23 protein-coding genes and 4 pseudogenes are annotated in these 22,802 nt (G+C 47.5%); 22 read left to right on the top strand and 5 right to left on the bottom strand.

Features of this window, described 5'->3' with window-relative positions; translation table 11 throughout:
• The first annotated feature begins 102 nt into the window (after positions 1 to 102).
• The 9 genes and pseudogenes from CE636_RS28365 to CE636_RS29495 all read left to right on the top strand — a co-directional run bounded on the left by CE636_RS28365 (position 103) and on the right by CE636_RS29495 (position 4,347).
• Positions 103 to 329, top strand: a pseudogene (locus tag CE636_RS28365) (major coat protein).
• A gap of 47 nt (positions 330 to 376) precedes the next feature.
• On the top strand, positions 377 to 634 hold the full coding sequence (locus CE636_RS29245) for a hypothetical protein (protein WP_206613390.1): 258 nt from the start codon (positions 377 to 379) through the stop codon (positions 632 to 634).
• Between the two features lie 162 nt (positions 635 to 796).
• A pseudogene (locus CE636_RS29725) lies at positions 797 to 871 on the top strand (hypothetical protein); the annotation flags it as partial.
• A gap of 550 nt (positions 872 to 1,421) precedes the next feature.
• Positions 1,422 to 1,673 (top strand): hypothetical protein, encoded by a 252-nt coding sequence (locus CE636_RS29235; RefSeq protein WP_206613389.1) that lies wholly within the window; start codon positions 1,422 to 1,424, stop codon positions 1,671 to 1,673.
• A gap of 2 nt (positions 1,674 to 1,675) precedes the next feature.
• Positions 1,676 to 2,004 (top strand): annotated as a pseudogene (locus tag CE636_RS28355) (minor coat protein).
• Positions 2,005 to 2,014: 10 nt separating this feature from the next.
• On the top strand, positions 2,015 to 3,079 hold the full coding sequence (locus CE636_RS28350) for a zonular occludens toxin domain-containing protein (RefSeq protein WP_017898690.1): 1,065 nt from the start codon (positions 2,015 to 2,017) through the stop codon (positions 3,077 to 3,079).
• Positions 3,060 to 3,476, top strand: a complete 417-nt coding sequence (locus CE636_RS29500) for a hypothetical protein (RefSeq protein ID WP_228258410.1) — start codon at positions 3,060 to 3,062, stop codon at positions 3,474 to 3,476. Before CE636_RS28350 ends, CE636_RS29500 begins: the two co-directional genes overlap by 20 nt.
• A gap of 31 nt (positions 3,477 to 3,507) precedes the next feature.
• Positions 3,508 to 3,594 (top strand): annotated as a pseudogene (locus CE636_RS29605) (hypothetical protein); the annotation flags it as partial.
• A gap of 159 nt (positions 3,595 to 3,753) precedes the next feature.
• Positions 3,754 to 4,347: a hypothetical protein gene (locus CE636_RS29495; RefSeq protein ID WP_228258409.1), complete on the top strand. Its 594-nt coding sequence runs from the start codon at positions 3,754 to 3,756 to the stop codon at positions 4,345 to 4,347.
• 483 nt (positions 4,348 to 4,830) lie between these two features.
• Here CE636_RS29495 and CE636_RS28340 read toward each other — a convergent pair whose 3' ends face one another.
• Together CE636_RS28340 and CE636_RS28335 are read right to left on the bottom strand one after the other, a co-directional pair.
• Positions 4,831 to 5,172, bottom strand: a complete 342-nt coding sequence (locus CE636_RS28340) for a hypothetical protein (protein ID WP_017898683.1) — start codon at positions 5,170 to 5,172, stop codon at positions 4,831 to 4,833.
• A gap of 167 nt (positions 5,173 to 5,339) precedes the next feature.
• Positions 5,340 to 5,546: a hypothetical protein gene (locus CE636_RS28335; protein ID WP_017898684.1), complete on the bottom strand. Its 207-nt coding sequence runs from the start codon at positions 5,544 to 5,546 to the stop codon at positions 5,340 to 5,342.
• A 129-nt stretch (positions 5,547 to 5,675) separates the two neighbouring features.
• Between CE636_RS28335 and CE636_RS28330 the strand changes: the two genes are divergently transcribed.
• The 8 genes from CE636_RS28330 to CE636_RS28300 all read left to right on the top strand — a co-directional run bounded on the left by CE636_RS28330 (position 5,676) and on the right by CE636_RS28300 (position 11,550).
• Positions 5,676 to 6,791: a phage/plasmid replication domain-containing protein gene (locus CE636_RS28330; protein WP_071600371.1), complete on the top strand. Its 1,116-nt coding sequence runs from the start codon at positions 5,676 to 5,678 to the stop codon at positions 6,789 to 6,791.
• A 16-nt stretch (positions 6,792 to 6,807) separates the two neighbouring features.
• Positions 6,808 to 7,101 carry a hypothetical protein gene (locus CE636_RS28325; protein ID WP_033559364.1) on the top strand — a complete coding sequence of 98 codons (294 nt, stop codon included), beginning with the start codon at positions 6,808 to 6,810 and terminating at the stop codon, positions 7,099 to 7,101.
• Between the two features lie 2 nt (positions 7,102 to 7,103).
• A complete protein-coding gene (locus CE636_RS29490) occupies positions 7,104 to 7,202 on the top strand; it encodes a tail virion protein G7P-2 (protein WP_219933252.1) in 99 nt (32 codons plus the stop codon).
• 91 nt (positions 7,203 to 7,293) lie between these two features.
• Entirely contained in the window at positions 7,294 to 7,521 is a 228-nt protein-coding gene (locus CE636_RS28320; RefSeq protein ID WP_017898686.1) for a major coat protein, read from the top strand.
• Positions 7,522 to 7,594: 73 nt separating this feature from the next.
• Positions 7,595 to 8,875 (top strand): attachment protein, encoded by a 1,281-nt coding sequence (locus CE636_RS28315; RefSeq protein WP_025999090.1) that lies wholly within the window; start codon positions 7,595 to 7,597, stop codon positions 8,873 to 8,875.
• A 2-nt stretch (positions 8,876 to 8,877) separates the two neighbouring features.
• Positions 8,878 to 9,219, top strand: a complete 342-nt coding sequence (locus CE636_RS28310) for a minor coat protein (protein ID WP_017898689.1) — start codon at positions 8,878 to 8,880, stop codon at positions 9,217 to 9,219.
• On the top strand, positions 9,219 to 10,283 hold the full coding sequence (locus CE636_RS28305; RefSeq protein ID WP_017898690.1) for a zonular occludens toxin domain-containing protein: 1,065 nt from the start codon (positions 9,219 to 9,221) through the stop codon (positions 10,281 to 10,283). The genes CE636_RS28310 and CE636_RS28305 overlap by 1 nt, the downstream gene beginning before the upstream one ends.
• Positions 10,264 to 11,550, top strand: a complete 1,287-nt coding sequence (locus CE636_RS28300; protein WP_032446982.1) for a secretin N-terminal domain-containing protein — start codon at positions 10,264 to 10,266, stop codon at positions 11,548 to 11,550. Before CE636_RS28305 ends, CE636_RS28300 begins: the two co-directional genes overlap by 20 nt.
• A 713-nt stretch (positions 11,551 to 12,263) precedes the next feature.
• On the opposite strand, the gene CE636_RS28295 is transcribed toward CE636_RS28300, so the two are convergent.
• Together CE636_RS28295 and CE636_RS28290 are read right to left on the bottom strand one after the other, a co-directional pair.
• On the bottom strand, positions 12,264 to 12,635 hold the full coding sequence (locus CE636_RS28295; RefSeq protein WP_025999258.1) for a DUF2255 family protein: 372 nt from the start codon (positions 12,633 to 12,635) through the stop codon (positions 12,264 to 12,266).
• A gap of 80 nt (positions 12,636 to 12,715) precedes the next feature.
• Positions 12,716 to 13,813, bottom strand: a complete 1,098-nt coding sequence (locus CE636_RS28290) for an alpha/beta hydrolase (protein WP_025999257.1) — start codon at positions 13,811 to 13,813, stop codon at positions 12,716 to 12,718.
• Positions 13,814 to 14,187: 374 nt separating this feature from the next.
• On the opposite strand from CE636_RS28290, the gene CE636_RS28285 reads away from it, so the two are divergent.
• Complete coding sequence (locus tag CE636_RS28285) at positions 14,188 to 15,105, top strand: AraC family transcriptional regulator (protein WP_017900401.1); 918 nt, start codon at positions 14,188 to 14,190, stop codon at positions 15,103 to 15,105.
• Between the two features lie 468 nt (positions 15,106 to 15,573).
• On the opposite strand, the gene CE636_RS28275 is transcribed toward CE636_RS28285, so the two are convergent.
• A complete protein-coding gene (locus tag CE636_RS28275; RefSeq protein ID WP_017900400.1) occupies positions 15,574 to 16,350 on the bottom strand; it encodes a MipA/OmpV family protein in 777 nt (258 codons plus the stop codon).
• 124 nt (positions 16,351 to 16,474) lie between these two features.
• Here CE636_RS28275 and CE636_RS28270 point away from each other — a divergent pair, with 124 nt between their 5' ends.
• From CE636_RS28270 to CE636_RS28255, 4 genes are all read left to right on the top strand, one after another.
• Positions 16,475 to 17,170 carry a response regulator gene (locus CE636_RS28270; protein ID WP_004205879.1) on the top strand — a complete coding sequence of 232 codons (696 nt, stop codon included), beginning with the start codon at positions 16,475 to 16,477 and terminating at the stop codon, positions 17,168 to 17,170.
• On the top strand, positions 17,167 to 18,363 hold the full coding sequence (locus CE636_RS28265) for a sensor histidine kinase (RefSeq protein ID WP_017900399.1): 1,197 nt from the start codon (positions 17,167 to 17,169) through the stop codon (positions 18,361 to 18,363). The genes CE636_RS28270 and CE636_RS28265 overlap by 4 nt, the downstream gene beginning before the upstream one ends.
• Positions 18,364 to 18,441: 78 nt before the next feature.
• Positions 18,442 to 19,590 carry an efflux RND transporter periplasmic adaptor subunit gene (locus CE636_RS28260; RefSeq protein ID WP_017900398.1) on the top strand — a complete coding sequence of 383 codons (1,149 nt, stop codon included), beginning with the start codon at positions 18,442 to 18,444 and terminating at the stop codon, positions 19,588 to 19,590.
• Positions 19,587 to 22,661, top strand: coding sequence for an efflux RND transporter permease subunit (locus CE636_RS28255; protein WP_017900397.1), 3,075 nt, complete (start codon positions 19,587 to 19,589; stop codon positions 22,659 to 22,661). Before CE636_RS28260 ends, CE636_RS28255 begins: the two co-directional genes overlap by 4 nt.
• The last annotated feature ends 141 nt before the right edge of the window (positions 22,662 to 22,802 follow it).

The raw sequence follows: 22,802 nt of genomic DNA, 5'->3' as shown, positions 1-22,802 counted from the left end.
TGGTCAAAGATGAGTGATTTATCTTATTTCTTTGCTGCTTATTGTATCGGCTGGGTGATTCTCACTCCATCCTTGTCTTTAAAAGCTCTCTGAGGTTTCAACATGAAAAAATCTGTTATTTCTAAAATCGTTGCAGGTTCAACTCTGGTAATTGGTTCTTCAGCTTTTGCTGCCGAAGGTGATGCTACCTCTCAAGCGAAAGCTGCTTTTGACTCTCTCACCGCACAGGCTACAGAAATGTCCGGTTATGCCTGGGCACTGTTGTATTAGTTGTTGGTGCAACCGTGGGAATCAAACTCTTTAAGAAATTTGTTAACCGCGCATCTTAATATTAGCCTTTCTTTTATCTGCCAACACCGTTAATTAATGGGTGGTTATGCCACCCCTTTTAGGCATTAAAAATGAAAAGATTACTTTCCGCCTTTATTATTTGCATCTTTCTTTGCTAATGCTGCAACTGATGCCGAATGTATTGCAAAACCTGAATTTGATGCTCTATGACAAACGTCTGGAAAATAACCAGACATTAGATCGTTATGCTAATTACGAGGGCTGTTTATGGAATGCAACTGGTGTTGTTGTTTGTACTGGTGACGAAAATCATGTTATGGCACATGGAAGCCTATTGGCGTAGCTATTCCTGAAGGTGGCGGCTCAGGAGGTAATGAAGGAGAGGAGGCTCAGTGCGTGATGGCGGTAACACTGGAACAGATCCAAAACCCGGATATACATATGTTAATCCTCTAGATGGAACATATCCGCCTGGCTCCGAACAGAATCCGAATAATCCAATCCAACGCTATATGATGAACAACCATTAAATACATGGATTTTTCAGGGGAATAGGTTTGTAAATAAACAAGGGCATTAACCGTTTATACAGGTTCTGTATCTACAGGCACAGACCCCGTTGTAACTAAAATTCAATATACGCCAGTTTCCTCTAAAGCTATGTACGATTTATTCTGGAATGGTAAGTTTCGGGATTGTGCTTTCCATTCAGGATTCAACGAAGATCCTTTTGTTTGTGATTATCAAGGCCAGCCATCCGAAATTCCTCAACCTCCAGTTAATGGCGGCGGTTCAGGTTCTGGCGTGGGGGCTCCGATGGTGGTTCCGGTGGGGGCGATGGAGGCTCCGGTGGGGGCTCCGATGGTGGAAACACAGGAGGCGGTGACGGAGGCGGTTCTGGCGGAGGCTCAGGAACCGGAGATTTCGATTATGACCGTATGGCTAAGGCCAACAAGGACGCTATGACGGAAGAATTCGATTCTTCTGCAATTCCAGTCTGATATTTCTTCCTCTTTGGATGGAACAGTCCAGAGCCTTACAGACTCTGTAAAAGGGCTCTCTGACAGCGTTGGCGGCCTCTTGGGGCTGGTACTCCAGTATCTCCGGAGTTTTCTGCTGCATCTGCTGATATGCAAAAAATTGGCTCTGGTGACAGCTCACCATTGCTGGATGCTTTTACCAAAGGAAAGTTATTTCCTTCATTACCGTCGGCAAAACAATGTACACCCTTTGTTTTTGCTGCCGGAAAGAAATATGAATTCACTATAGAGTGCAAATATATTGATATGTTTAAATCTGTATTTGCTTTTATTCTTTATTTCTGGACGTTTGTTACCGTTTACGATTCATTTGCCGGGATACTAAGAAAAGGTAAGGAGTAATTATGCCAGCGTTTTTAGGATTGCCTTTGCTTGCACGCTTTATTGGGTGGCTTGCGGGGGTCTTAATCGGTTATTTTGCAAGGTTCCTTACTTTAGGTATTGCACGTATCGCACTTGCAATAACACTTTTTCTGGCCTTAATCGTGGGGCTCAATCAATTACTGGTCTCTTATTTGTCTGATTTGGTTGCAGCATTGCAGCAGATATATCAGATGCAATAGCTTATATCATTCCTTCGAATGCGTTGCCTTGCCTTTATGCGATTTTTTCATTGAAGGCTGCTATTTTTATATTTGATGTAAAAGACCGTATTATTGGTTATCTTGACTGAATAAATCGTAATGGCTGTTTATGTTGTGACAGGTAAACTAGGTGCAGGTAAAACACTTGTTGCTGTTGGTAAAATACAGGATAAGATTGTTTCCGGCTGTAAGGTAGCAACGAATCTTGACTTACGCATACATAAGTTACCTCGCGTCGGTATTTTTGCCAAAACGCCTAATGTAGTTCGTATACCCGACAAACCTTCACTGGATGATTTATTATCCATAGGGAAGGGTAATGATAGTTATGATGAAAATAAAAACGGCTTGCTCGTACTCGATGAATGCGGGACATGGTTCAATTCTCGTTCTTGGGCTGATAAAGAACGCCAGGCAGTTATTAACTGGTTTTTACATGCCCGTAAACTTGGGTGGGATATTATTTTTCTCATTCAGGATTTATCAATCATGGATAAACAAGCCCGCGTTGCTCTGGCGGAGCATGTTGTTTATTGCCGCCGTCTGGATAAAATCACAATTCCGTTTATAGGTGCAATTTATAGCCTTATGACGGGGAGTAAATTACCTCTGCCAAAAGTGCATGTTGGTATCGTTAAATATGGTGATTCGCCTCAGTCGATGACAGTAGAACGCTGGACATACACCGGGCGTGACCTCTATCAGGCGTATGACACTAAGCAAGCATTTTCAGATAGTTATGAGCATTCATCGTATTCATATTTACCGCCTTTTTTATCACATGGGCGCTACGCCACAAAAAGAGATTCAAGGTTTTATATGACACTTACTAAGATTTATTTCAGGAAGTACTCGAGGGTTCTTTGTTTTATTTTTGGCGTGCTTCTCGCATTTTTATATTCATTTATTACTCGCGCCGACACACCTGTAATTATCGAGCAACAGGCATCTCAACAGGTTAATACTCAAAAGTACAACATCTCAGAATTTAAAATTATCTCGTCATATCGACTTTTGAATAAAGTCAGTTTTGTGTTTATGGATTCAAAAAAGAATAAATATACATCTGAGGATTTAAAGAAAGACGGTTATAAAATGGTTTTCATCGATTTGTGTAATGTGGATTTTGTTAAAGGTGGTAAACATGAAAAAGTTACTTGCTAGTATTTTATTGTTTTTGACATTTACAGTTCATGCAATACCTGTTGAGCTTAACAATGTACCGTTGCGGGAGTTTGTATCATGGTATTCTAAAGTTTCTGGTCAGCCAGTTATTGTGTCGCCTGATGTGAAAGGGGAAGTGACTGTTTATTCTGCTGATGTTAAAAGAGAAGAATTACCACAGTTCTTTGTTTCTGTACTTCGTGCAAATGGTTACGATTTAAGTAATGGTAATCCGGGCGTTGTTCAGAAGTACAGTTCACGTAATTATGAATATGCCGATTCATTCTCGGATGATGTTGATTATATCCCTCAGGATTCTTCATCTTCTCCTGCTGGCGATTTCTTCAATCCAGGAAAAACTCAGGCAAGCCTGATTACACAAACTTACCCCTGTTAATAATGTAAGAGCTAAAGACCTTGCCCCGGTAATTGATGTATTCCTTAAAGGGGATAACATTGCAGGTACAAAAGTATTTCCTTTTGATGGAGCCAATATACTTGCAGTTACCGCATCTGCTTCACAGCATAAGCAATTAAAAGAATTTTTCCCTTCGGTTGATGTACCCAGAATTCAGGTTCTGGTTGAGTCAGTTATTTTTGAAACATCTGCTTCTGACGGTTTTGACTTTTCATTTGCTGCCGGTGATCCATCAGGCCATCCAGTAGCAGGGGGTGTGAATACTGACAGGCTTGGTAAGGTTCTTTCGTCTTCAGGTGGTTCATTCGGTATTTTTAATGGAAATGTTCTGGCAATGAGTCTTAAAGCGCTTGAGACTTCGAATAAATCGACATTACTTTCTATGCCTCGCATACTTACAATGTCAGGCCAGCCCGGAACATTCACCGCAGGTCAGAACGTGCCTTTTGTGACCGGACGAATCACCGGAGAAGCTGCAAGCGTTAATAATCCCTTCCAGACAATAGAACGACGTGACGTAGGGATTTCTCTGCAGGTAGTTCCTGTTGTGACACCTGCGGGATTACTCATAATGGATGTCAAAACGAACGCAGACAGTATTTCTGATTCTCAGGCAGCTTCAGACATTATTACGAATACACGTTCGATTTCGACGACCGTTCAGCTTAAATCTGGTCAGACTGTGCTTCTTGGCGGGATGGTTGATAACAGGGACAGTGAAGCTGATTCGTCAGTACCGTGGCTCTCAAAAATCCCGCTAATAGGTGCGCTCTTTACCTCCAAAAGCACCAACGCCAGCAAACGAACGCTGTACATGCTCATTCGTGCCCGTGTCGTTAATCCACTTTGAAAGCCATGATTGCCGGCGTTCTCCCTGCGCAGCGGGGAGGATGCCGGGAAGCAGGGCGAATCTTCATTTTTCAGCTACCAGCCATCGCTGGCTTTTCTGTTTTTTGATGCCGTCAGGCATGGGAGGCGCTTTGCGCCGGAAGCCCCGCAGCGAAGCGAGGACTCAGAAAGCATTATGGCGTCAGCCATAATATTCCCATCACTGCAAAGCCTGTTTTTTGCGGCCGCAGGTCATTCAGGCATCGACATGGCCAGTTGATGAAATTGATGCCTTACAGCGTGTGTGACAGAATGGCGATCGCCGGTGACAGGCTTTCACATCAACCCGGGGTGCGGTTTGTTTCTTCCTGGTATCCGGCAACAAATTCTTTCCGAACGGGTTTATCTGCGCACTGGTGCGCATAATGTCAACGCGTTATGTTGAAAAGGCCGCTGCGAAAATCTCTCCCGCAGCGGCCTCTTTAGCATAACGTCATTATGCGCATCAGCTTGCGTCTTGCAGCCTTTTCCTGACCATTTCGAATGCTCGCTGCAACGTTCCTTTATCGGATATGAGCATGATTTCATTTGCCAACATTTTCAAAACGTCATCGTTTAATTCTTTTGCCAGAAGTAGGGCGCTCATTCCTAATGTGAATCGTGGTGATATGGGAACAGGCATGCTGTCATCTTCGAAGATGGCTTTTAATTCCTTCTGAACAGATTTTTGCATGCTTGAAAAATCCTTTTCAATGAACAGGTTACGACATGTATTTATCAGCATGTCTTTACGCTCTACGTTCAGCATGCTGTCAACCATCATGTCGATCATTGATGAATCGCTCATTGTTAATCCTTTGTTAATTATTCAGTGACTTTTCGTCTATCCAACTAATTAATACTTCAACCATCAAGCCTGCTCGATTGTTCACATTTTCGCCGCGAAGCGGTTCGGGGTTCTGTGACACCCGAACTTTACCGTGGTTTCCCACGGTTTTTGCACTGCGTAGTGCTTCATTTTTTCCCCACGCCAGTAGACGTTTTTGTTGATGATTTCAGGTCTCTGACAGCCTCTTTTAGATACTCATCCATGAGATAGAACGCCATGTCAGTCCATTTCACCATGCGTCCGGTGGCATAACTGACTTCAATAGCGGCTTTCTCCAGCTCCATTTTACGTTCTTCCGGTACTCGCAGGGACGTGTATTTTTTCTCAGCCATAAATCTAGTCTTTGTGTGTTTTGGGTTCATGCATGTTAGTTACATTGCATAAAAATAGCGATGCGCTCTTGTATGCATGTGCGCGTTTGTTGTATAAGGTATCCAAATATTCTTGCATACATGGATGCTATGTTTTTCGATTGGTTGAGTATTGAGCAGGATTTTGGCTATCAGTTGCCCATCATCTCTGACGTAGCTTATCAGCGCATTCACCTTGAAAGCGGGGAGGCTAGCGCTTTATCTCAACCAACCTTCCAGCATCGTGGATCTTTCTGTGATGTTGTCTCGATCTCGATCCGTGGTTCAGTGTTAAAAATGACTGGAAATCCGTCCCGCTGGGGACGTCTTGATAATCTCTTTGGGCTTCCAACTGTAGATGCTTGTGTCATGGTATTTAATCAGATTCTAACTGAACTGAAATTACCTTTGTTTACCAAGTGTACAAAGTTAATGCCCGGGCAATCGAAAGAGAATGAAAAAGCTCATTTAATTACTGATGGTGCTTTAATTAAAGAACTGCATATAACATCAAACAAATCAGTAGGGAAGGGAAATGAGGATGATTATATTTCAGGACTTTCTACTCAACCTTACAGGAATAGTATTCCACGGTTGCATTCCAATGGAAAATCAGTTGACTGGCTTTCAAAAAAAGGCAATGTCAACCTTATATACCCAACAGTATATAACAAGGCTCATGAGCTTGAGTTACATAGCCTTGTGAAAATTAAAAATAAATTCTCCGAAAATTCAAGGGAATTTAATTACATAAGCGATGTTATAAAATATTGCAAAGAGAATGGTATTGTTCGGTTTGAACAAAAATTGAAGTCTCGATTTCTTCAAAAGCAATCCCTGTGCTATTGGGGACTTTCTGATTATTCTTTGTTAAATAAGTTACATTCTGATTTTCTTGAGCTTGATGAAAAGTTATCGGTGAATGCTATGGACTTTGAAACTATTAGTGAACATCTTGTTAGTCGTGGTGTTGTTGACACTACTCGTGCAGCCAATACTACAGCCATGTATGCTATTCAATGGTTTCACGGTCATGTTTTTGATTTAAATAAAAAGCAAGTCCAAACACATCGAGCAAGGTTAAGAAAGATTGGTATTGATATTGCACAGAAATGTAATATCTCTAAGTTTTCGCCTGTTGTTGTCAAGCAGACAAGAGAAATCAAAGTATCTGACTGCGTTATTCCATCATGGTATTTAAAACCATCACATCTGCGTGTGGCTTAATTTAAAAGGTGTTTATATGAGTAGTAATTTAGGAAATTTAGAAACGACAGTTACCGGGAAAATTAAACGTTTTAACAGTAGTGGTGGTTTCTATTACACAACAGTTGTTTCTCCGGCTGCTGATGCTTACAGCTTTCCTCCTGTAATACGCATCAAATCAAAAAAATCCTTAGGCCGTGTTGGCGAGGAAATTGTTGACGTTCCATGCCGTGTAACGGGGTACGAGCGCAGCTTCCCTTACACTGACAAGCAAACTGGCGAGCAATCAAAAGGTTACAACGTTGATATGCTGCTTGAATTGTTGGAGTGATTATGGGGGCTACAGATTTCCAATCCCTTTATCAACTAATCTTTAACGCCGGGCTTGTAATTTGCTTCGGCCTCGGCGTTATAAGTGGTGGTCAAAGATGAGTGATTTATCTTATTTCTTTGCTGCTTATTGTATCGGCTGGGTGATTTCTCACTCCATCCTTGTCTTTAAAAAGCTCTCTGAGGTTTCAACATGAAAAAATCTGTTATTTCTAAAATCGTTGCAGGTTCAACTCTGGTAATTGGTTCTTCAGCTTTTGCTGCCGAAGGTGATGCTACCTCTCAAGCGAAAGCTGCTTTTGACTCTCTCACCGCACAGGCTACAGAAATGTCCGGTTATGCCTGGGCACTGGTTGTATTAGTTGTTGGTGCAACCGTGGGAATCAAACTCTTTAAGAAATTTGTTAACCGCGCATCTTAATATTAGCCTTTCTTTTATCTGCCAACACCGTTAATTAATGGGTGGCTTATGCCACCCCTTTTAGGCATTAAAAATGAAAAGATTACTTCCGCCTTTATTATTTGCATCTTTCTTTGCTAATGCTGCAACTGATGCCGAATGTATTGCAAAACCTGAATTTGATGCCTCTATGACAAACGTCTGGAAAGATAACCAGACATTAGATCGTTATGCTAATTACGAGGGCTGTTTATGGAATGCAACTGGTGTTGTTGTTTGTACTGGTGACGAAAATCAATGTTATGGCACATGGAAGCCTATTGGCGTAGCTATTCCTGAAGGTGGCGGCTCAGGAGGTAATGAAGGAGGAGGAGGCTCAGGTGGCGGTGATGGCGGTAACACTGGAACAGATCCAAAACCCGGATATACATATGTTAATCCTCTAGATGGAACATATCCGCCTGGCTCCGAACAGAATCCGAATAATCCCAATCCAACGCTATATGATGAACAACCATTAAATACATGGATTTTTCAGGGGAATAGGTTTGTAAATAAACAAGGGGCATTAACCGTTTATACAGGTTCTGTATCTACAGGCACAGACCCCGTTGTAACTAAAATTCAATATACGCCAGTTTCCTCTAAAGCTATGTACGATTTATTCTGGAATGGTAAGTTTCGGGATTGTGCTTTCCATTCAGGATTCAACGAAGATCCTTTTGTTTGTGATTATCAAGGCCAGCCATCCGAAATTCCTCAACCTCCAGTTAATGGCGGCGGTTCAGGTTCTGGCGGTGGGGGCTCCGATGGTGGTTCCGGTGGGGGCGATGGAGGCTCCGGTGGGGGCTCCGATGGTGGAAACACAGGAGGCGGTGACGGAGGCGGTTCTGGCGGAGGCTCAGGAACCGGAGATTTCGATTATGACCGTATGGCTAAGGCCAACAAGGACGCTATGACGGAAGAATTCGATTCTTCTGCAATTCAGTCTGATATTTCTTCCTCTTTGGATGGAACAGTCCAGAGCCTTACAGACTCTGTAAAAGGGCTCTCTGACAGCGTTGGCGGCCTTCTTGGGGCTGGTACTCCAGTATCTCCGGAGTTTTCTGCTGCATCTGCTGATATGCAAAAAATTGGCTCTGGTGACAGCTCACCATTGCTGGATGCTTTTACCAAAGGAAAGTTATTTCCTTCATTACCGTCGGCAAAACAATGTACACCCTTTGTTTTTGCTGCCGGAAAGAAATATGAATTCACTATAGAGTGCAAATATATTGATATGTTTAAATCTGTATTTGCTTTTATTCTTTATTTCTGGACGTTTGTTACCGTTTACGATTCATTTGCCGGGATACTAAGAAAAGGTAAGGAGTAATTATGCCAGCGTTTTTAGGATTGCCTTTGCTTGCACGCTTTATTGGGTGGCTTGCGGGGGTCTTAATCGGTTATTTTGCAAGGTTCCTTACTTTAGGTATTGCACGTATCGCACTTGCAATAACACTTTTTCTGGCCTTAATCGTGGGGCTCAATCAATTACTGGTCTCTTATTTGTCTGATTTGGTTGCAGCATTGCCAGCAGATATATCAGATGCAATAGCTTATATCATTCCTTCGAATGCGTTGCCTTGCCTTTATGCGATTTTTTCATTGAAGGCTGCTATTTTTATATTTGATGTAAAAGACCGTATTATTGGTTATCTTGACTGGAATAAATCGTAATGGCTGTTTATGTTGTGACAGGTAAACTAGGTGCAGGTAAAACACTTGTTGCTGTTGGTAAAATACAGGATAAGATTGTTTCCGGCTGTAAGGTAGCAACGAATCTTGACTTACGCATACATAAGTTACCTCGCGTCGGTATTTTTGCCAAAACGCCTAATGTAGTTCGTATACCCGACAAACCTTCACTGGATGATTTATTATCCATAGGGAAGGGTAATGATAGTTATGATGAAAATAAAAACGGCTTGCTCGTACTCGATGAATGCGGGACATGGTTCAATTCTCGTTCTTGGGCTGATAAAGAACGCCAGGCAGTTATTAACTGGTTTTTACATGCCCGTAAACTTGGGTGGGATATTATTTTTCTCATTCAGGATTTATCAATCATGGATAAACAAGCCCGCGTTGCTCTGGCGGAGCATGTTGTTTATTGCCGCCGTCTGGATAAAATCACAATTCCGTTTATAGGTGCAATTTATAGCCTTATGACGGGGAGTAAATTACCTCTGCCAAAAGTGCATGTTGGTATCGTTAAATATGGTGATTCGCCTCAGTCGATGACAGTAGAACGCTGGACATACACCGGGCGTGACCTCTATCAGGCGTATGACACTAAGCAAGCATTTTCAGATAGTTATGAGCATTCATCGTATTCATATTTACCGCCTTTTTTATCACATGGGCGCTACGCCACAAAAAGAGATTCAAGGTTTTATATGACACTTACTAAGATTTATTTCAGGAAGTACTCGAGGGTTCTTTGTTTTATTTTTGGCGTGCTTCTCGCATTTTTATATTCATTTATTACTCGCGCCGACACACCTGTAATTATCGAGCAACAGGCATCTCAACAGGTTAATACTCAAAAGTACAACATCTCAGAATTTAAAATTATCTCGTCATATCGACTTTTGAATAAAGTCAGTTTTGTGTTTATGGATTCAAAAAAGAATAAATATACATCTGAGGATTTAAAGAAAGACGGTTATAAAATGGTTTTCATCGATTTGTGTAATGTGGATTTTGTTAAAGGTGGTAAACATGAAAAAGTTACTTGCTAGTATTTTATTGTTTTTGACATTTACAGTTCATGCAATACCTGTTGAGCTTAACAATGTACCGTTGCGGGAGTTTGTATCATGGTATTCTAAAGTTTCTGGTCAGCCAGTTATTGTGTCGCCTGATGTGAAAGGGGAAGTGACTGTTTATTCTGCTGATGTTAAAAGAGAAGAATTACCACAGTTCTTTGTTTCTGTACTTCGTGCAAATGGTTACGATTTAAGTAATGGTAATCCGGGCGTTGTTCAGAAGTACAGTTCACGTAATTATGAATATGCCGATTCATTCTCGGATGATGTTGATTATATCCCTCAGGATTCTTCATCTTCTCCTGCTGGCGATTTCTTCAATCCAGGAAAAACTCAGGCAAGCCTGATTACACAAACTTACCCTGTTAATAATGTAAGAGCTAAAGACCTTGCCCCGGTAATTGATGTATTCCTTAAAGGGGATAACATTGCAGGTACAAAAGTATTTCCTTTTGATGGAGCCAATATACTTGCAGTTACCGCATCTGCTTCACAGCATAAGCAATTAAAAGAATTTTTCCCTTCGGTTGATGTACCCAGAATTCAGGTTCTGGTTGAGTCAGTTATTTTTGAAACATCTGCTTCTGACGGTTTTGACTTTTCATTTGCTGCCGGTGATCCATCAGGCCATCCAGTAGCAGGGGGTGTGAATACTGACAGGCTTGGTAAGGTTCTTTCGTCTTCAGGTGGTTCATTCGGTATTTTTAATGGAAATGTTCTGGCAATGAGTCTTAAAGCGCTTGAGACTTCGAATAAATCGACATTACTTTCTATGCCTCGCATACTTACAATGTCAGGCCAGCCCGGAACATTCACCGCAGGTCAGAACGTGCCTTTTGTGACCGGACGAATCACCGGAGAAGCTGCAAGCGTTAATAATCCCTTCCAGACAATAGAACGACGTGACGTAGGGATTTCTCTGCAGGTAGTTCCTGTTGTGACACCTGCGGGATTACTCATAATGGATGTCAAAACGAACGCAGACAGTATTTCTGATTCTCAGGCAGCTTCAGACATTATTACGAATACACGTTCGATTTCGACGACCGTTCAGCTTAAATCTGGTCAGACTGTGCTTCTTGGCGGGATGGTTGATAACAGGGACAGTGAAGCTGATTCGTCAGTACCGTGGCTCTCAAAAATCCCGCTAATAGGTGCGCTCTTTACCTCCAAAAGCACCAACGCCAGCAAACGAACGCTGTACATGCTCATTCGTGCCCGTGTCGTTAATCCACTTTGAAAGCCATGATTGCCGGCGTTCTCCCTGCGCAGCGGGGAGGATGCCGGGAAGCAGGGCGAATCTTCATTTTTCAGCTACCAGCCATCGCTGGCTTTTCTGTTTTTTGATGCCGTCAGGCATGGGAGGCGCTTTGCGCCGGAAGCCCCGCAGCGAAGCGAGGACTCAGAAAGCATTATGGCGTCAGCCATAATATTCCCATCACTGCAAAGCCTGTTTTTTGCGGCCGCAGGTCATTCAGGCATCGACATGGCCAGTTGATGAAATTGATGCCTTACAGCGTGTGTGACAGAATGGCGATCGCCGGTGACAGGCTTTCACATCAACCCGGGGTGCGGTTTGTTTCTTCCTGGTATCCGGCAACAAATTCTTTCCGAACGGGTTTATCTGCGCACTGGTGCGCATAATGTATATTATGTTAAATTACGTATAGTGCCCAATAACTTCATATTTGACAGCGGCCTCTTAACAAATCAACACGGTACTTATTTATGACTGACATCCCTTTTCTTGCGTTATGTTCATAGTACATGTTCGCCCTGTCATCTGATGTTCAAACTCCTACCTTAATGGACAATGCTTCCTGAAGATGAACTTTCACCGGACCAGAAACTGGCGGTTGTGTATGTTTCATACTTGCCTCCAGTTTCAGGGAAATTAAAGTTAAACAGGCAGATTTTGTCTCACAGAACACCCAGTATCACTTTGACAGGAAATCACGAAGGTAAAATCTCAATCGTGGCCGCTCTGGCGCGTGTCCCTGTCATTGCTGAAACATAGCTGCTGCTGGAGTACTTTTTCTGATAAGCCTGATCAATTTTACTTTCAAGCTCAGGGTCTGATGGTTTTGCGAACAGGACGTCGAACTCCTGTCCAATAGCCAGTATCTTACCCGCCTGCTGGGACAATGCAGCCTGATACCATTTTGAACGGGTACCACTATAGGCTCGGACGAAAAGTCTGTTCTCCACCTTCACTTCCCAAATCCACGTCGGCGTACCGGTCGTATTCATATCGGGATGATACGGAGCGATTTTCAGGTCGTCGGCCGCATCTATTCTTGTTAATAATTCAGGGTTCCAGAACATAAACTTCTCCTCTTTCAAGAGCAGTGTCTGTCGTTTGTCGCACAGACACTGCATCTGAAAGCACCGGACGGTGCTATGGCTTACTTATTAAGATTTTTGTTAAAAAATGCAGTGATGTTATCGAACGGGATCTTATCCATACGATCATATAAATCGACATGTGTGGCATCTTTAACAATCAGAAGCTCTTTTGGTTGATTTGCCGCATCATAAGCCGTTTTGGAGAAGTAAAGCGAATGCGCTTTTTCGCCATGGATGAACAGGATCTGACGCGGAGAAATTTCCTTGATATAGGTCATGAGCGGGAAATTCATGAAGGCCATCGGCGTTGTCACCGACCATGAATTGCCAGAGTTGACGGCTCGTGGATGATAACCGCGTTTGGTCATGTAGTAGTCCGCATAGTCCACGAGGAACTGTGCTTCCCCGCCCTTCAGTTTATTATAGGCTGGCTGGTATGCAGGCTTGCCGTTTGCCGCATCTTCCCAGCGCTGAAGACTCATCTTCTCCAGCGCCTGCTCGCGTTGCTCCGGCGTTACGCTGTCATTGTAGCCTTTCGACATTACGCGGCTCATATCGTACATGGTGCTGGCAACGACCGCTTTTACGCGTTTATCCACGGCAACAGCGTTCAGGGCAATCCCCCCCATGCCGCAAATACCGATGACACCGATACGTTCACGATCCACATAAGGTTGCAGCCCAATAAAATCGACTGCGGCCATAAAGTCTTCGGTATTGATATCAGGGGAAGCAATATTGCGGGGTTCACCACTGCTTTCACCGGTATAAGATGGATCAAATGCCAGCGTCACGAATCCGCGCTCTGCCAAAGTCTGAGCATAGAGACCTGAAGCCTGCTCTTTTACCGCGCCAAATGGCCCGGAAATCACAAGCGCAGCAAGCTTCTTGTTCCCGCGATCTTTAGGAAGATACACATCTGCGGCCAGCGTAATACCGTAACGATTTTTAAAAGTAACTTTTTGATGATCCACTTTTTCGCTCCTTGGGAAAGTTTTATCCCACGTCTGAACCAGATGGACTGAAGAATCTGCTGTGCCTGGTGCCGGCTGGGCGACCGCAGCTTCTGTTGAAATCAGAGCCATCGCTCCGGCGATGAGTGCGCGATTAAAAAAGCGCGTTGAAGATTTTAGCGTCATGATATTAAAACCTTTCATTGGATGTTGAGGGATGGTTTCAGACAGCATGCATGAGTATTTCAGTTACAACTCTCTTTTCCGGAACCGAATTCGATTCGGGTTGGGTTGTAGAAAGTAAACTCTTTCACGTATGTCTCCTCCGGATAACCTGTCTGACAGTGAAAAAGGGCTTTAACCTGAACGGTTTAAATTGGCTCGCTGTGAAAGCTGACTGACAGGTCACAGCTTCATTTCAGTGTTGTTATTTTGAGTGCCTTACATGAAAGTTGTTATTAAAATACTCTGCATTATTTGCCTGATCCTCTGAAACTGAATTTAAAGCGTATATTTCAATTTTCATCGCTGCTAAGTTGTTAACGTCAAAAGCCGCAATAAACGTGAGGTATTACAGAATGATTTCTGACAAGACGGTTGAAAAACTACTCGGCGTGCTTTCCCGTGATATTGCTCAGCGCACTCCGGGCACCGGTGATTTCCCAACAGCGGTAGAAGGACTCCAACTGTTCCGCCGAAACGAAACCGCTCCTCCGGTGAGCTGCCTGGTCCCTCCCAGTATCGTTCTGGTGGCCGATGGCGCGAAGATCATGTGGGTTGGTGGTGAACCTTACGAATACAATGCGGAAAAATTCCTGATCACCTCCCTTGACCTGCCAGCCAGCTCGGAGGTTTTACAGGCTTCGACATCCCGGCCCTGCGTCGGCGTAGCCTATAAACTTGACCAGCGCGTGCTGATGGAATTAATTGCCCAGGGAAGCCTGCCGCCGGTCAAAAAACGAGACGCGGGAACGGGTGTCGGTATAGGAACGGTTACTGATGTTTTGCTGGAACCTTTCTGCCGTCTGCTTTCTTTGCTTGACGAGCCTGAAGCCATTCCTGTTCTCGGGCCGCTGATTCAAAGGGAGATACATTACCGGCTTTTGATGAGCGATCAGTCCGATCATCTCAGACAGATTGCAGCAGTAGACGGCCATGGCTACCGTATCGGTAAAGCTATCGACTGGTTAAAAACCAATATTGCGTCACCTTTACGCGTAGAGGAACTGGCAAGTCGGGTGCAAATGAGCACGCCCTCTTTTCACCAACACTTCAGGCAGCTTGCGGGAATGAGCCCGCTCCGGTATCAGAAATGGCTGCGCCTCAATGAAGCCAGGCGACTGATGCTGAATGAACATCACGATGTCACCACAGCAGCCTATGCTGTCGGTTACGAAAGCTTATCCCATTTCAGCCGGGAATATACGCGGATGTTCGGGGAGTCACCCAAGAGGGATATTACTGTGCTGAGAAAGTCAGCTGGTAAGCTTCAATAAATTCTCCACAGCCACAAGTGAAATCGGTAGTGAATTATATTACTTCCGCCCGGGGTGGCCGCTTCGAAATAAAGCTAAGAGGCATTACGGTAGCGTAATATCGAGATAACTTCAGCAAGGGCGGGTGACAGTTGATGACGGCTGGGGTAATAAAGATGATAACCTTAGAAAAGCGGATTGGTGTTGTTATTGGTGGATTCGGTGTTCTCATGCCGACGAACGACGTGACCGAAAACTTCCCGACAAACCAGCTATGGCGTTGTTCATAAAACTCCTCCGGCACGTTTGTGGCGCTCTCGATCGTCGTTGGGTTCATCAGGCGAACGCACGTCGGCGACACAAGGACCGCACCAGGTCTGCCGGCGCGGTTAACAACATGTTTCGCTTCTGGTTGCGTATCTGCCAGATAATGCTGACTCACTCAATTTTAACCGTTCCCGGCAAACCGCACGCCGCACTTTCTCCGCCCTAAAATGTCCAGGTAACTGCTGCTGCCAGTGCCGCCTCGTTACGTCGTAACACGATCGGGCTTTGATTGGCATGCTCCCCAAGCCAGGTATAGTCAGCGCTCAGAACCGTGCCCCAGTGGGCATCAAACTGGTGACTCCAGATCAGACTGTTGTCTATGCCATAAAATCCCCCCGGTGCTGAATAGCGGCTATAACCTGAACGCCGGCTCTGCTCCGGATTCACGCCATACCAGGTATTCAGGTAACGCTTGTCGCCAAACAGGGCCGCCGTTTGAAAGGCGAACGTGTCCTGGCCAGTTTGTACGGGAATCAACATGAAGGATGCCTGGTAGCTTACCCCCTGGCTGTCCGTTAAAGGCAGCGTCGCTTTACCTTCAACACTGAGCCACGAAAGCGCCTGCCAGCCAACGGCAAGGGCCGTGTTCAGTGAGACGTCAATGTCTCCCATCCCTTTCAGATTATTTGCCCCTGCCCGCCAGCTGGCGTTTTTATCCGTCCTTCCCAGATCGTATCCCAGCGTATGTTCGAAGTACCAGCCGCTGGCGTTCTGCAGGTCATACCCTACCCCTTTCTGCGTATCAATAAAGAAAGCGCCGTTACGACCCTGAAGCACCGGAACCACCTGCCATACCTGCTTGTCTGAACCTGAATATCGCGGAGCGTAGCGCCCCCCCAGCCCGATAGTGAAAGAGCCGTCATCATTTGCCTGTACACAGGATGTGATGGCCGTCAAAAGCGGTACGGTCATATACAGGGCTTTTTTTATCGCTATCATACTGTTCTCCTCACGGATGCTGGTTTCTCCTGAGGCAGGAGCTGCCACAAAATGTTGGCGCAGTATGATTTGGCAAAATCAATGAATCGTCGGGATAGTGTTAAGAATCGGTCAAGGTGAACGGATGTTGTCCAGAAGAGTGCTGATTATTGAAGATGACGCCGATGCGGCTGGCGTGCTCGAAGCCTATTTACGCCGTGAAAATTACGATGTCGTCATTACCGGAGATGGACTTTCCGGGCTGGATATGGCGCACCGGTGGAAACCCGATCTGATCCTGCTGGATGTGATGCTTCCGGGGCTTAACGGCACCGAAGTCCTGGCTGGCCTGCGTCGCAAAAATGATGTTCCGGTGATCATGGTCACCGCCATGGGCGATACTCCCGATCGTATTGGCGCTCTGCGCTATGGCGCCGATGATTATATTGTTAAACCTTACCATCCGGGAGAAGTTGTTGCTCGGGTACAGGCGGTACTGCGCCGTAGCAATAAAAAAGAAACAAAGGAAGAGATCCTTCGCTGGCAATCACTTGAAGTGGATGTCACGGCCATCGTGGCGAGTATTGTCGACGGGAACAACACACCGCGGACGTTAGACCTCACCCCAACCGAATTTTCGCTACTGACTACGCTTATGCGCTCTCCTTCACGACCTTTTTCCCGCCAGCATTTACTGGAGCACTGTTTGCCGGAAAGTGAAGCCCTGGAGCGCGTGGTGGATACCCATATTTATAACCTGCGTAAAAAACTCGAGGCGGCGGGTATTTCCGGCGTGCTGGTTAACGTTCGCGGCGTAGGCTACCGGTTCAGACAACCATGACAAAAAATCGCTACTCCTCCCTGTGGCGCTGGATTTGCGCACGTATATTAGCGCTGGCCATCGGAAGCGTAATTGTCATTGCGACCTGTATGTGGCTACGTTATGCGGTGCAGAATTACTGGAACCTGGGCAGAATGCCGGTATCGGTCCGGCAAGAGTTTCTTGCGCTCAGCCAGAACCCGCAGGCCAACCCGGCGCGCTTCCATCAAATCGTCGATACCTGGTGGGGGTTGAGTTATTCAACCCCATCCATCGCCTCGGCGGACTGGGTCACCGTGGCGTTACTGGTCCTGGTCATGATCCCTTTTATTGTGGTGATGGGATTGAGATATGCCAGGCCACTGGCGCTGCAGTTCAGCCGGCTGCGTGATGCGGCAAAGGACGTCGCCGAAGGACAATTTGGCCGCCAGGCAGAGCTCATCAGGAATGCGCCGGCTGAAATGGTCAGCTTTGCGAGTGACTTTAATACCATGACGGTAAAACTGGCCCGCTATGAAAAAGAGTTACGTACCTCTCATGTGGCCATGGCGCATGAGCTTCGCTCCCCCCTGACTGCCGCTATCGGACGTTTACAGGGCATGCTGGATGGCGTGTTTGATGCCAGCCCGGAGCAACTGGCCATGGTAATGAAACAGCTTCAGCACCTGAATCGCCTGACCGATGAACTTCATCTGCTCTCGCTGTCTGATGCCGGGAATCTGGTTCTGGAAAATGAACCCTTTTATCTGGATGAGCTGCTTAAGGAACGGGTGACATGGATCATGCCCCAGGCTGATGCACATCGTTTTACCATCAGGCTTCATCATTCTCAGGCGTGTCCTTTCAAAGGCGATACGTTCCGTATGGGCCAGGTGTTTACTATCCTTATGGAAAATGCCCTCCGTTACGGGCGTGATGGCGGCTTTCTTGATGTCACGCTGCACTACGCCAGCGGGCAATATTGCCTCGAATTTCGCGATGACGGCCCGGGGGTATCCTCCCGGTTCCTGCCGGAAATGTTCAACCGTTTTAGCCGGGAGGAGCAGTCGCGTGCCCGCCACTCCGGCGGCAGCGGTCTCGGTTTGTCGATTGCTCGCGCGATTTGTCAGGCCCATGGTGGCAGTATCAGCGCGTCGTTACCTGAAACCGGCGGACTCGCAGTCAGCATTTTGTTACCCTGGACGTCGTCTGAGATGGAAAATAGCCGCTCTTGATAATACCTTGACGAAACGTCGAATCTTTCTCGACTAAGCGCGCATTTAATAACGCCGTAACCTATATGGAGCGGCGTTATGTCAGATGAATTTTTACTCTCCCTCCGCCACAGTCTGCACCATTTGTACGACGTGGCGCGCACCCTTTCCTGGCTGCACTTTCTCCCTCTGACCCTTCTTTCGGTAGTGATTTTTCTGCTGCCCGGATGCGGGGACAACCATGGTAATACGACTGATCCTGTGCGAACGGTGCGCTACGTTGTTGTTGGCTCAGCGCAAACCCTTCCCGCGCTGGAAAGAACCGGAGAGATCCATGCGCACGATGAAACGATTCTCAGCTTTCGTACCGGCGGCCGGATAGTGACGCGTAGCGTCGATATTGGCGATCGGGTCAATGCAGGGCAACTGCTGGCCACGCTTGAAAATACAACCAGTCAGAATCAGCTCGATGGCGCACAGGCTGATTATGAAGGAGCCAAAGCCTCTGCTCAGGTTGCTGCACTTAACCTCAACCGAATGCAAAAGCTCATGCCAACAGGCGCGATTGCCCGCACGCAGCTCGATACCGCCCGCGCAGACTGGCTTGTCGCCCGCGCGCGTTTAAAAAACAGCGAGTCCGCATTGCGTAATGCCCGGGAAAGCCTTGGCTGGACGCGTTTGATGGCGCCGCAAAGCGGCGTGATCACCGAAGTAAGCGCCTCTGCAGGTCAGGTGGTCAGTGGTGGTCAGTCGGTGTTGACGCTGGCGACCGGTGAAGCCCGCGATGTGGTGTTTGATATCGCTAAACCCGATGCGATCCCGCCACAGGAACAGGCTGGCTTGCGAGTGTCCCTCCTCAACGACCCGTCGGTGCAAGCGTCCGCCGCGCTAAGAGATATCAGCCCGCAGGCCGATCCTCAGACCCGCACATGGCGCGTCAGGGCTACTCTGCAAAACCCGCCGCTGGCAATGGCGTTGGGCGCCAGCGTCACCGTCACGTTACCCGCAACCGGCCCGCATGGATACGCCCTTCCCGCTTCAGCGCTGAGCCGTGTCGGCGACAAACCGGCAGTTTATGTAATTAATCCGCAGTCGCAGGCACAGCTTCGCGTGGTGGTGCCAGCATACTATACCGCCACCTCGGTCATTATCTCCGGCGGCCTTGAACCAGGCGACCGGGTAATTACCGCCGGCGTGAGTAAATTACGCTCCGGCGAGCCGGTGATTGCCGGGGAGTGCGAATCATGAAACCAGTATTGAATGAGAAAGTTAACCTCTCCGCCTGGGCGCTAAATAATCAACAGATGGTCAGTTTCTTCATGCTGCTGATCATTGCTATGGGCGCGTTCTGTTATGAGAAGCTGCCACGTAATGAAGATCCGGCGTTTACGATTAAAACGGCTGTCGTTTCCGCGCAATGGCCCGGGGCATCCGTAACGGATACCACCCGACTGCTGACCGATACGCTGGAAAAAAAGCTGCAGGAAACCCCCTGGCTTGATTATCTCGAAAGTGAAACCCGTGCCGGGAGATCCGTTATTTATGTCAATCTTCGTGACGATACCCCGCCGGAAAAGGTGCCGGATATCTGGTATCAGGTACGTAAGAAAATGCAGGACATTGCCCCGTCGTTGCCAGAAGGCGTTCAGGGCCCCGCCGTCGACGACGAGTTTGATGACACGTTCGGTACGATTTATGGCTTTATACCTGAGGGCTATACCCTACGGGAGGTCCGGGACCAAGTTGAGACCATTCGCCGGGAACTCATGTCGTTACCGGATATCGGAAAAACCACTCTGCTGGGTGAGCAGCAGGAACAGATAGTCCTCTCTTTTTCTCCAGCGCGTCTGGCAGGTATGGGGCTGAACATCCAGCAGGTAGCGGATGCTCTCAGAGCACAAAATGCGGTTGTCCCGGCAGGTATAATCCGCACCGGACAGGAAAATATGGCGATAAAGGTCAGCGGGGAGCTGACATCTGAAGCGAGCTTACGTGCCGTCACGCTGCATATTAACGATCGTTACCTTCCTCTGACGGATATTGCCACCGTTAGCCGGGAAAACGGCGAGCCTCCCCAACCGGTTTATCGGGTCAACGGCAAACCCGCCATCGGGCTGGCTATCTCGATGGCGCCGACGGGTAATATGCTGCGTTTCGGCGCCGCACTGAATGCAAAAATGTATGCCATCAGCGTCACGCTGCCGCACGGTATTGAGATGGTCAAGGTTGCCGATCAATCAGCGGTGGTCAGCGACGCCGTAAGCGGGTTTATCCGGGTGCTTATCGAAGCCGTGGCGATCGTCCTGGCCGTTTCGTTTGTCTCACTGGGTTTACGAGCTGGACTGGTCGTGGCTGCGGCCATCCCCCTGGTTCTGGCCATGACCTTTACGGGAATGATGCTGGCAGGAATAGGTCTGCAGCGTATTTCTCTCGGCGCATTGATTATCGCGCTGGGCCTGCTGGTCGATGACGCCATGATCACCGTGGAAACCATGGTCTCTGGTCTGGAAGCCGGGGATTCCCGCCGGCAGGCGGCTACCCGGGCTTTTAAAACGACCGCATTTCCGATGCTGACGGGCACCCTTGTGATGATTGCCGGGTTTATTCCCGTGGGATTTGCTGCGTCCAGCGCCGGTGAATATTGCTTTTCCCTGTTTGCCGTGGTGCTCATCGCCCTGCTGTGCTCATGGGTTGTCGCGATCCTGTTTTCACCGTTAACCGGCACGTGGCTGTTATCTGACAACATCAGACAGAAGGCGAAAGGTCCTGGATGGATGGCCCGCGGATACCAGTGGCTACTGCGCAAGGCGTTGCGTCACCGCTTCGCCACCGTGTGTATTGCCCTCATTGTGCTTGGTCTGTCCGTATACGGAACAACCTTTATGCAGGGGGAGTTTTTCCCCGCCTCCGACAGGCCAGAATTGCTGGTAAGCCTGACGCTACCGGCAAATGCCTCGCAGTCGGAAGCGCAAAATAGGGTTGAAAAGCTGGAGAAGGCCCTGGCAGGCAACCGCAACGTTGAGCGCTTTTCGACATACGTTGGGTCGGGAGCGATCCGTTTTTACCTGCCTATGGATGTGCTTCTGGCAAATGAAAATATCGCCCAGATGGTGGTGGTGGCTAAAGATCTTAAAGCGCGGGATCGTCTTCATCGACAGTTAAACAGGATACTGGCTACGCGCTTTAGCGACATCATCACGCGCGTATCGCCCCTGGAACTTGGGCCCCCGGTCGGGTGGCCAGTCAAATACCGGGTGAGTGGGCCTGACTATCTGAAGGTCAGGTCGATCGCGAATCGCCTGAGTGATGTCATTGGTCGGTCGCCCTCTTCCCGCGAGGTTAATCAGACGGCAGGCGAGCCGGAGAGAGTCATGACCCTCAAGGTCAATCAGACCGCCGCCCGGGCTGCGGGTGTGTCGTCAGAAAGTCTGGCCCGGATGCTCAATACCGTCTGGTCCGGCAGTATAGTCACGTCGGTTCGCGAAAATGACCGCCTTGTCGATGTAGTGCTCCGGGCCAGGGACAATGAGCGTCTTAACCTCGCCACCTTCTCTTCGCTGACTATTCAGGGGAATGACGGTAAACAAATCCCCCTCAGCGCCTTTGCCACACCAGTCTGGGGCGTGGATGATCCGGTGATCTGGCGTCGACAGCGTTTGCCTTTCATCACCGTGCAAACTGACCTCGCACCGGGACTTCGCGCCGAAGCAGTATCCGCAGCGTTGCGACCAGCGGTAGACAGGTTGCGCGCGGAACTGCCTGAAGGCTACAGCATTGAAGAAGGAGGCGCGGTTGCTGAATCGGAAAAAGGTAATAGTTCGGTCTATGCGGTTCTGCCGGTGACACTGGTCATCATGCTCTTGCTGTTGATGCTCCAGTTGCGCAACTATTCCCGTATGGCGTTGGCTATACTGATGGCCCCGTTTGGTTTACCGGGTATCGTACTGGCTATGTTACCTGGCGGAACACCGATGGGATTTGTCGCTCTGCTTGGCGTGATTGCGCTCGCTGGCATGATCATTCGTAACGCCGTCATACTAATTAGCGAGGTTGACAGCAATCTTGCTCAGGGGATGGCAAGCGATGCCGCCATTATTGCGGCCGCAGAGCATCGTGCGCGCCCCATCTGCCTGACTGCCTGTGCCGCCATTCTGGGGATGATCCCCATCTCCCATCAGGTATTCTGGGGACCGATGGCCTATGCGATTATTGGGGGGCTACTGATTGCCACGCTGGTTACACTGACCGTTTTACCTGCATCGTTAAGCCTGTTGTTACACCTGAGAATGACGTCCTCAGGCGAGACTTGTGAAAAATGAGTGGCGTGCCGTCGTATCCTCGTCTCAGGGGGTTGCCAGGTTATTCGCTGCAAGTCAAAGAACTTGCTCACCTGCTGCTGCAACGCCTGGGTAACAGGAAACCTAATAAAAAGTAAATCTCCCTGACCATGTTTATTTATA

The organism is Klebsiella sp. LY, from assembly GCF_004010915.1.
GTDB lineage: Bacteria > Pseudomonadota > Gammaproteobacteria > Enterobacterales > Enterobacteriaceae > Klebsiella > Klebsiella quasipneumoniae.
Note: the sequence above shows the minus strand (reverse complement) of the source record. Positions and strands in the feature narration are given on the sequence as shown.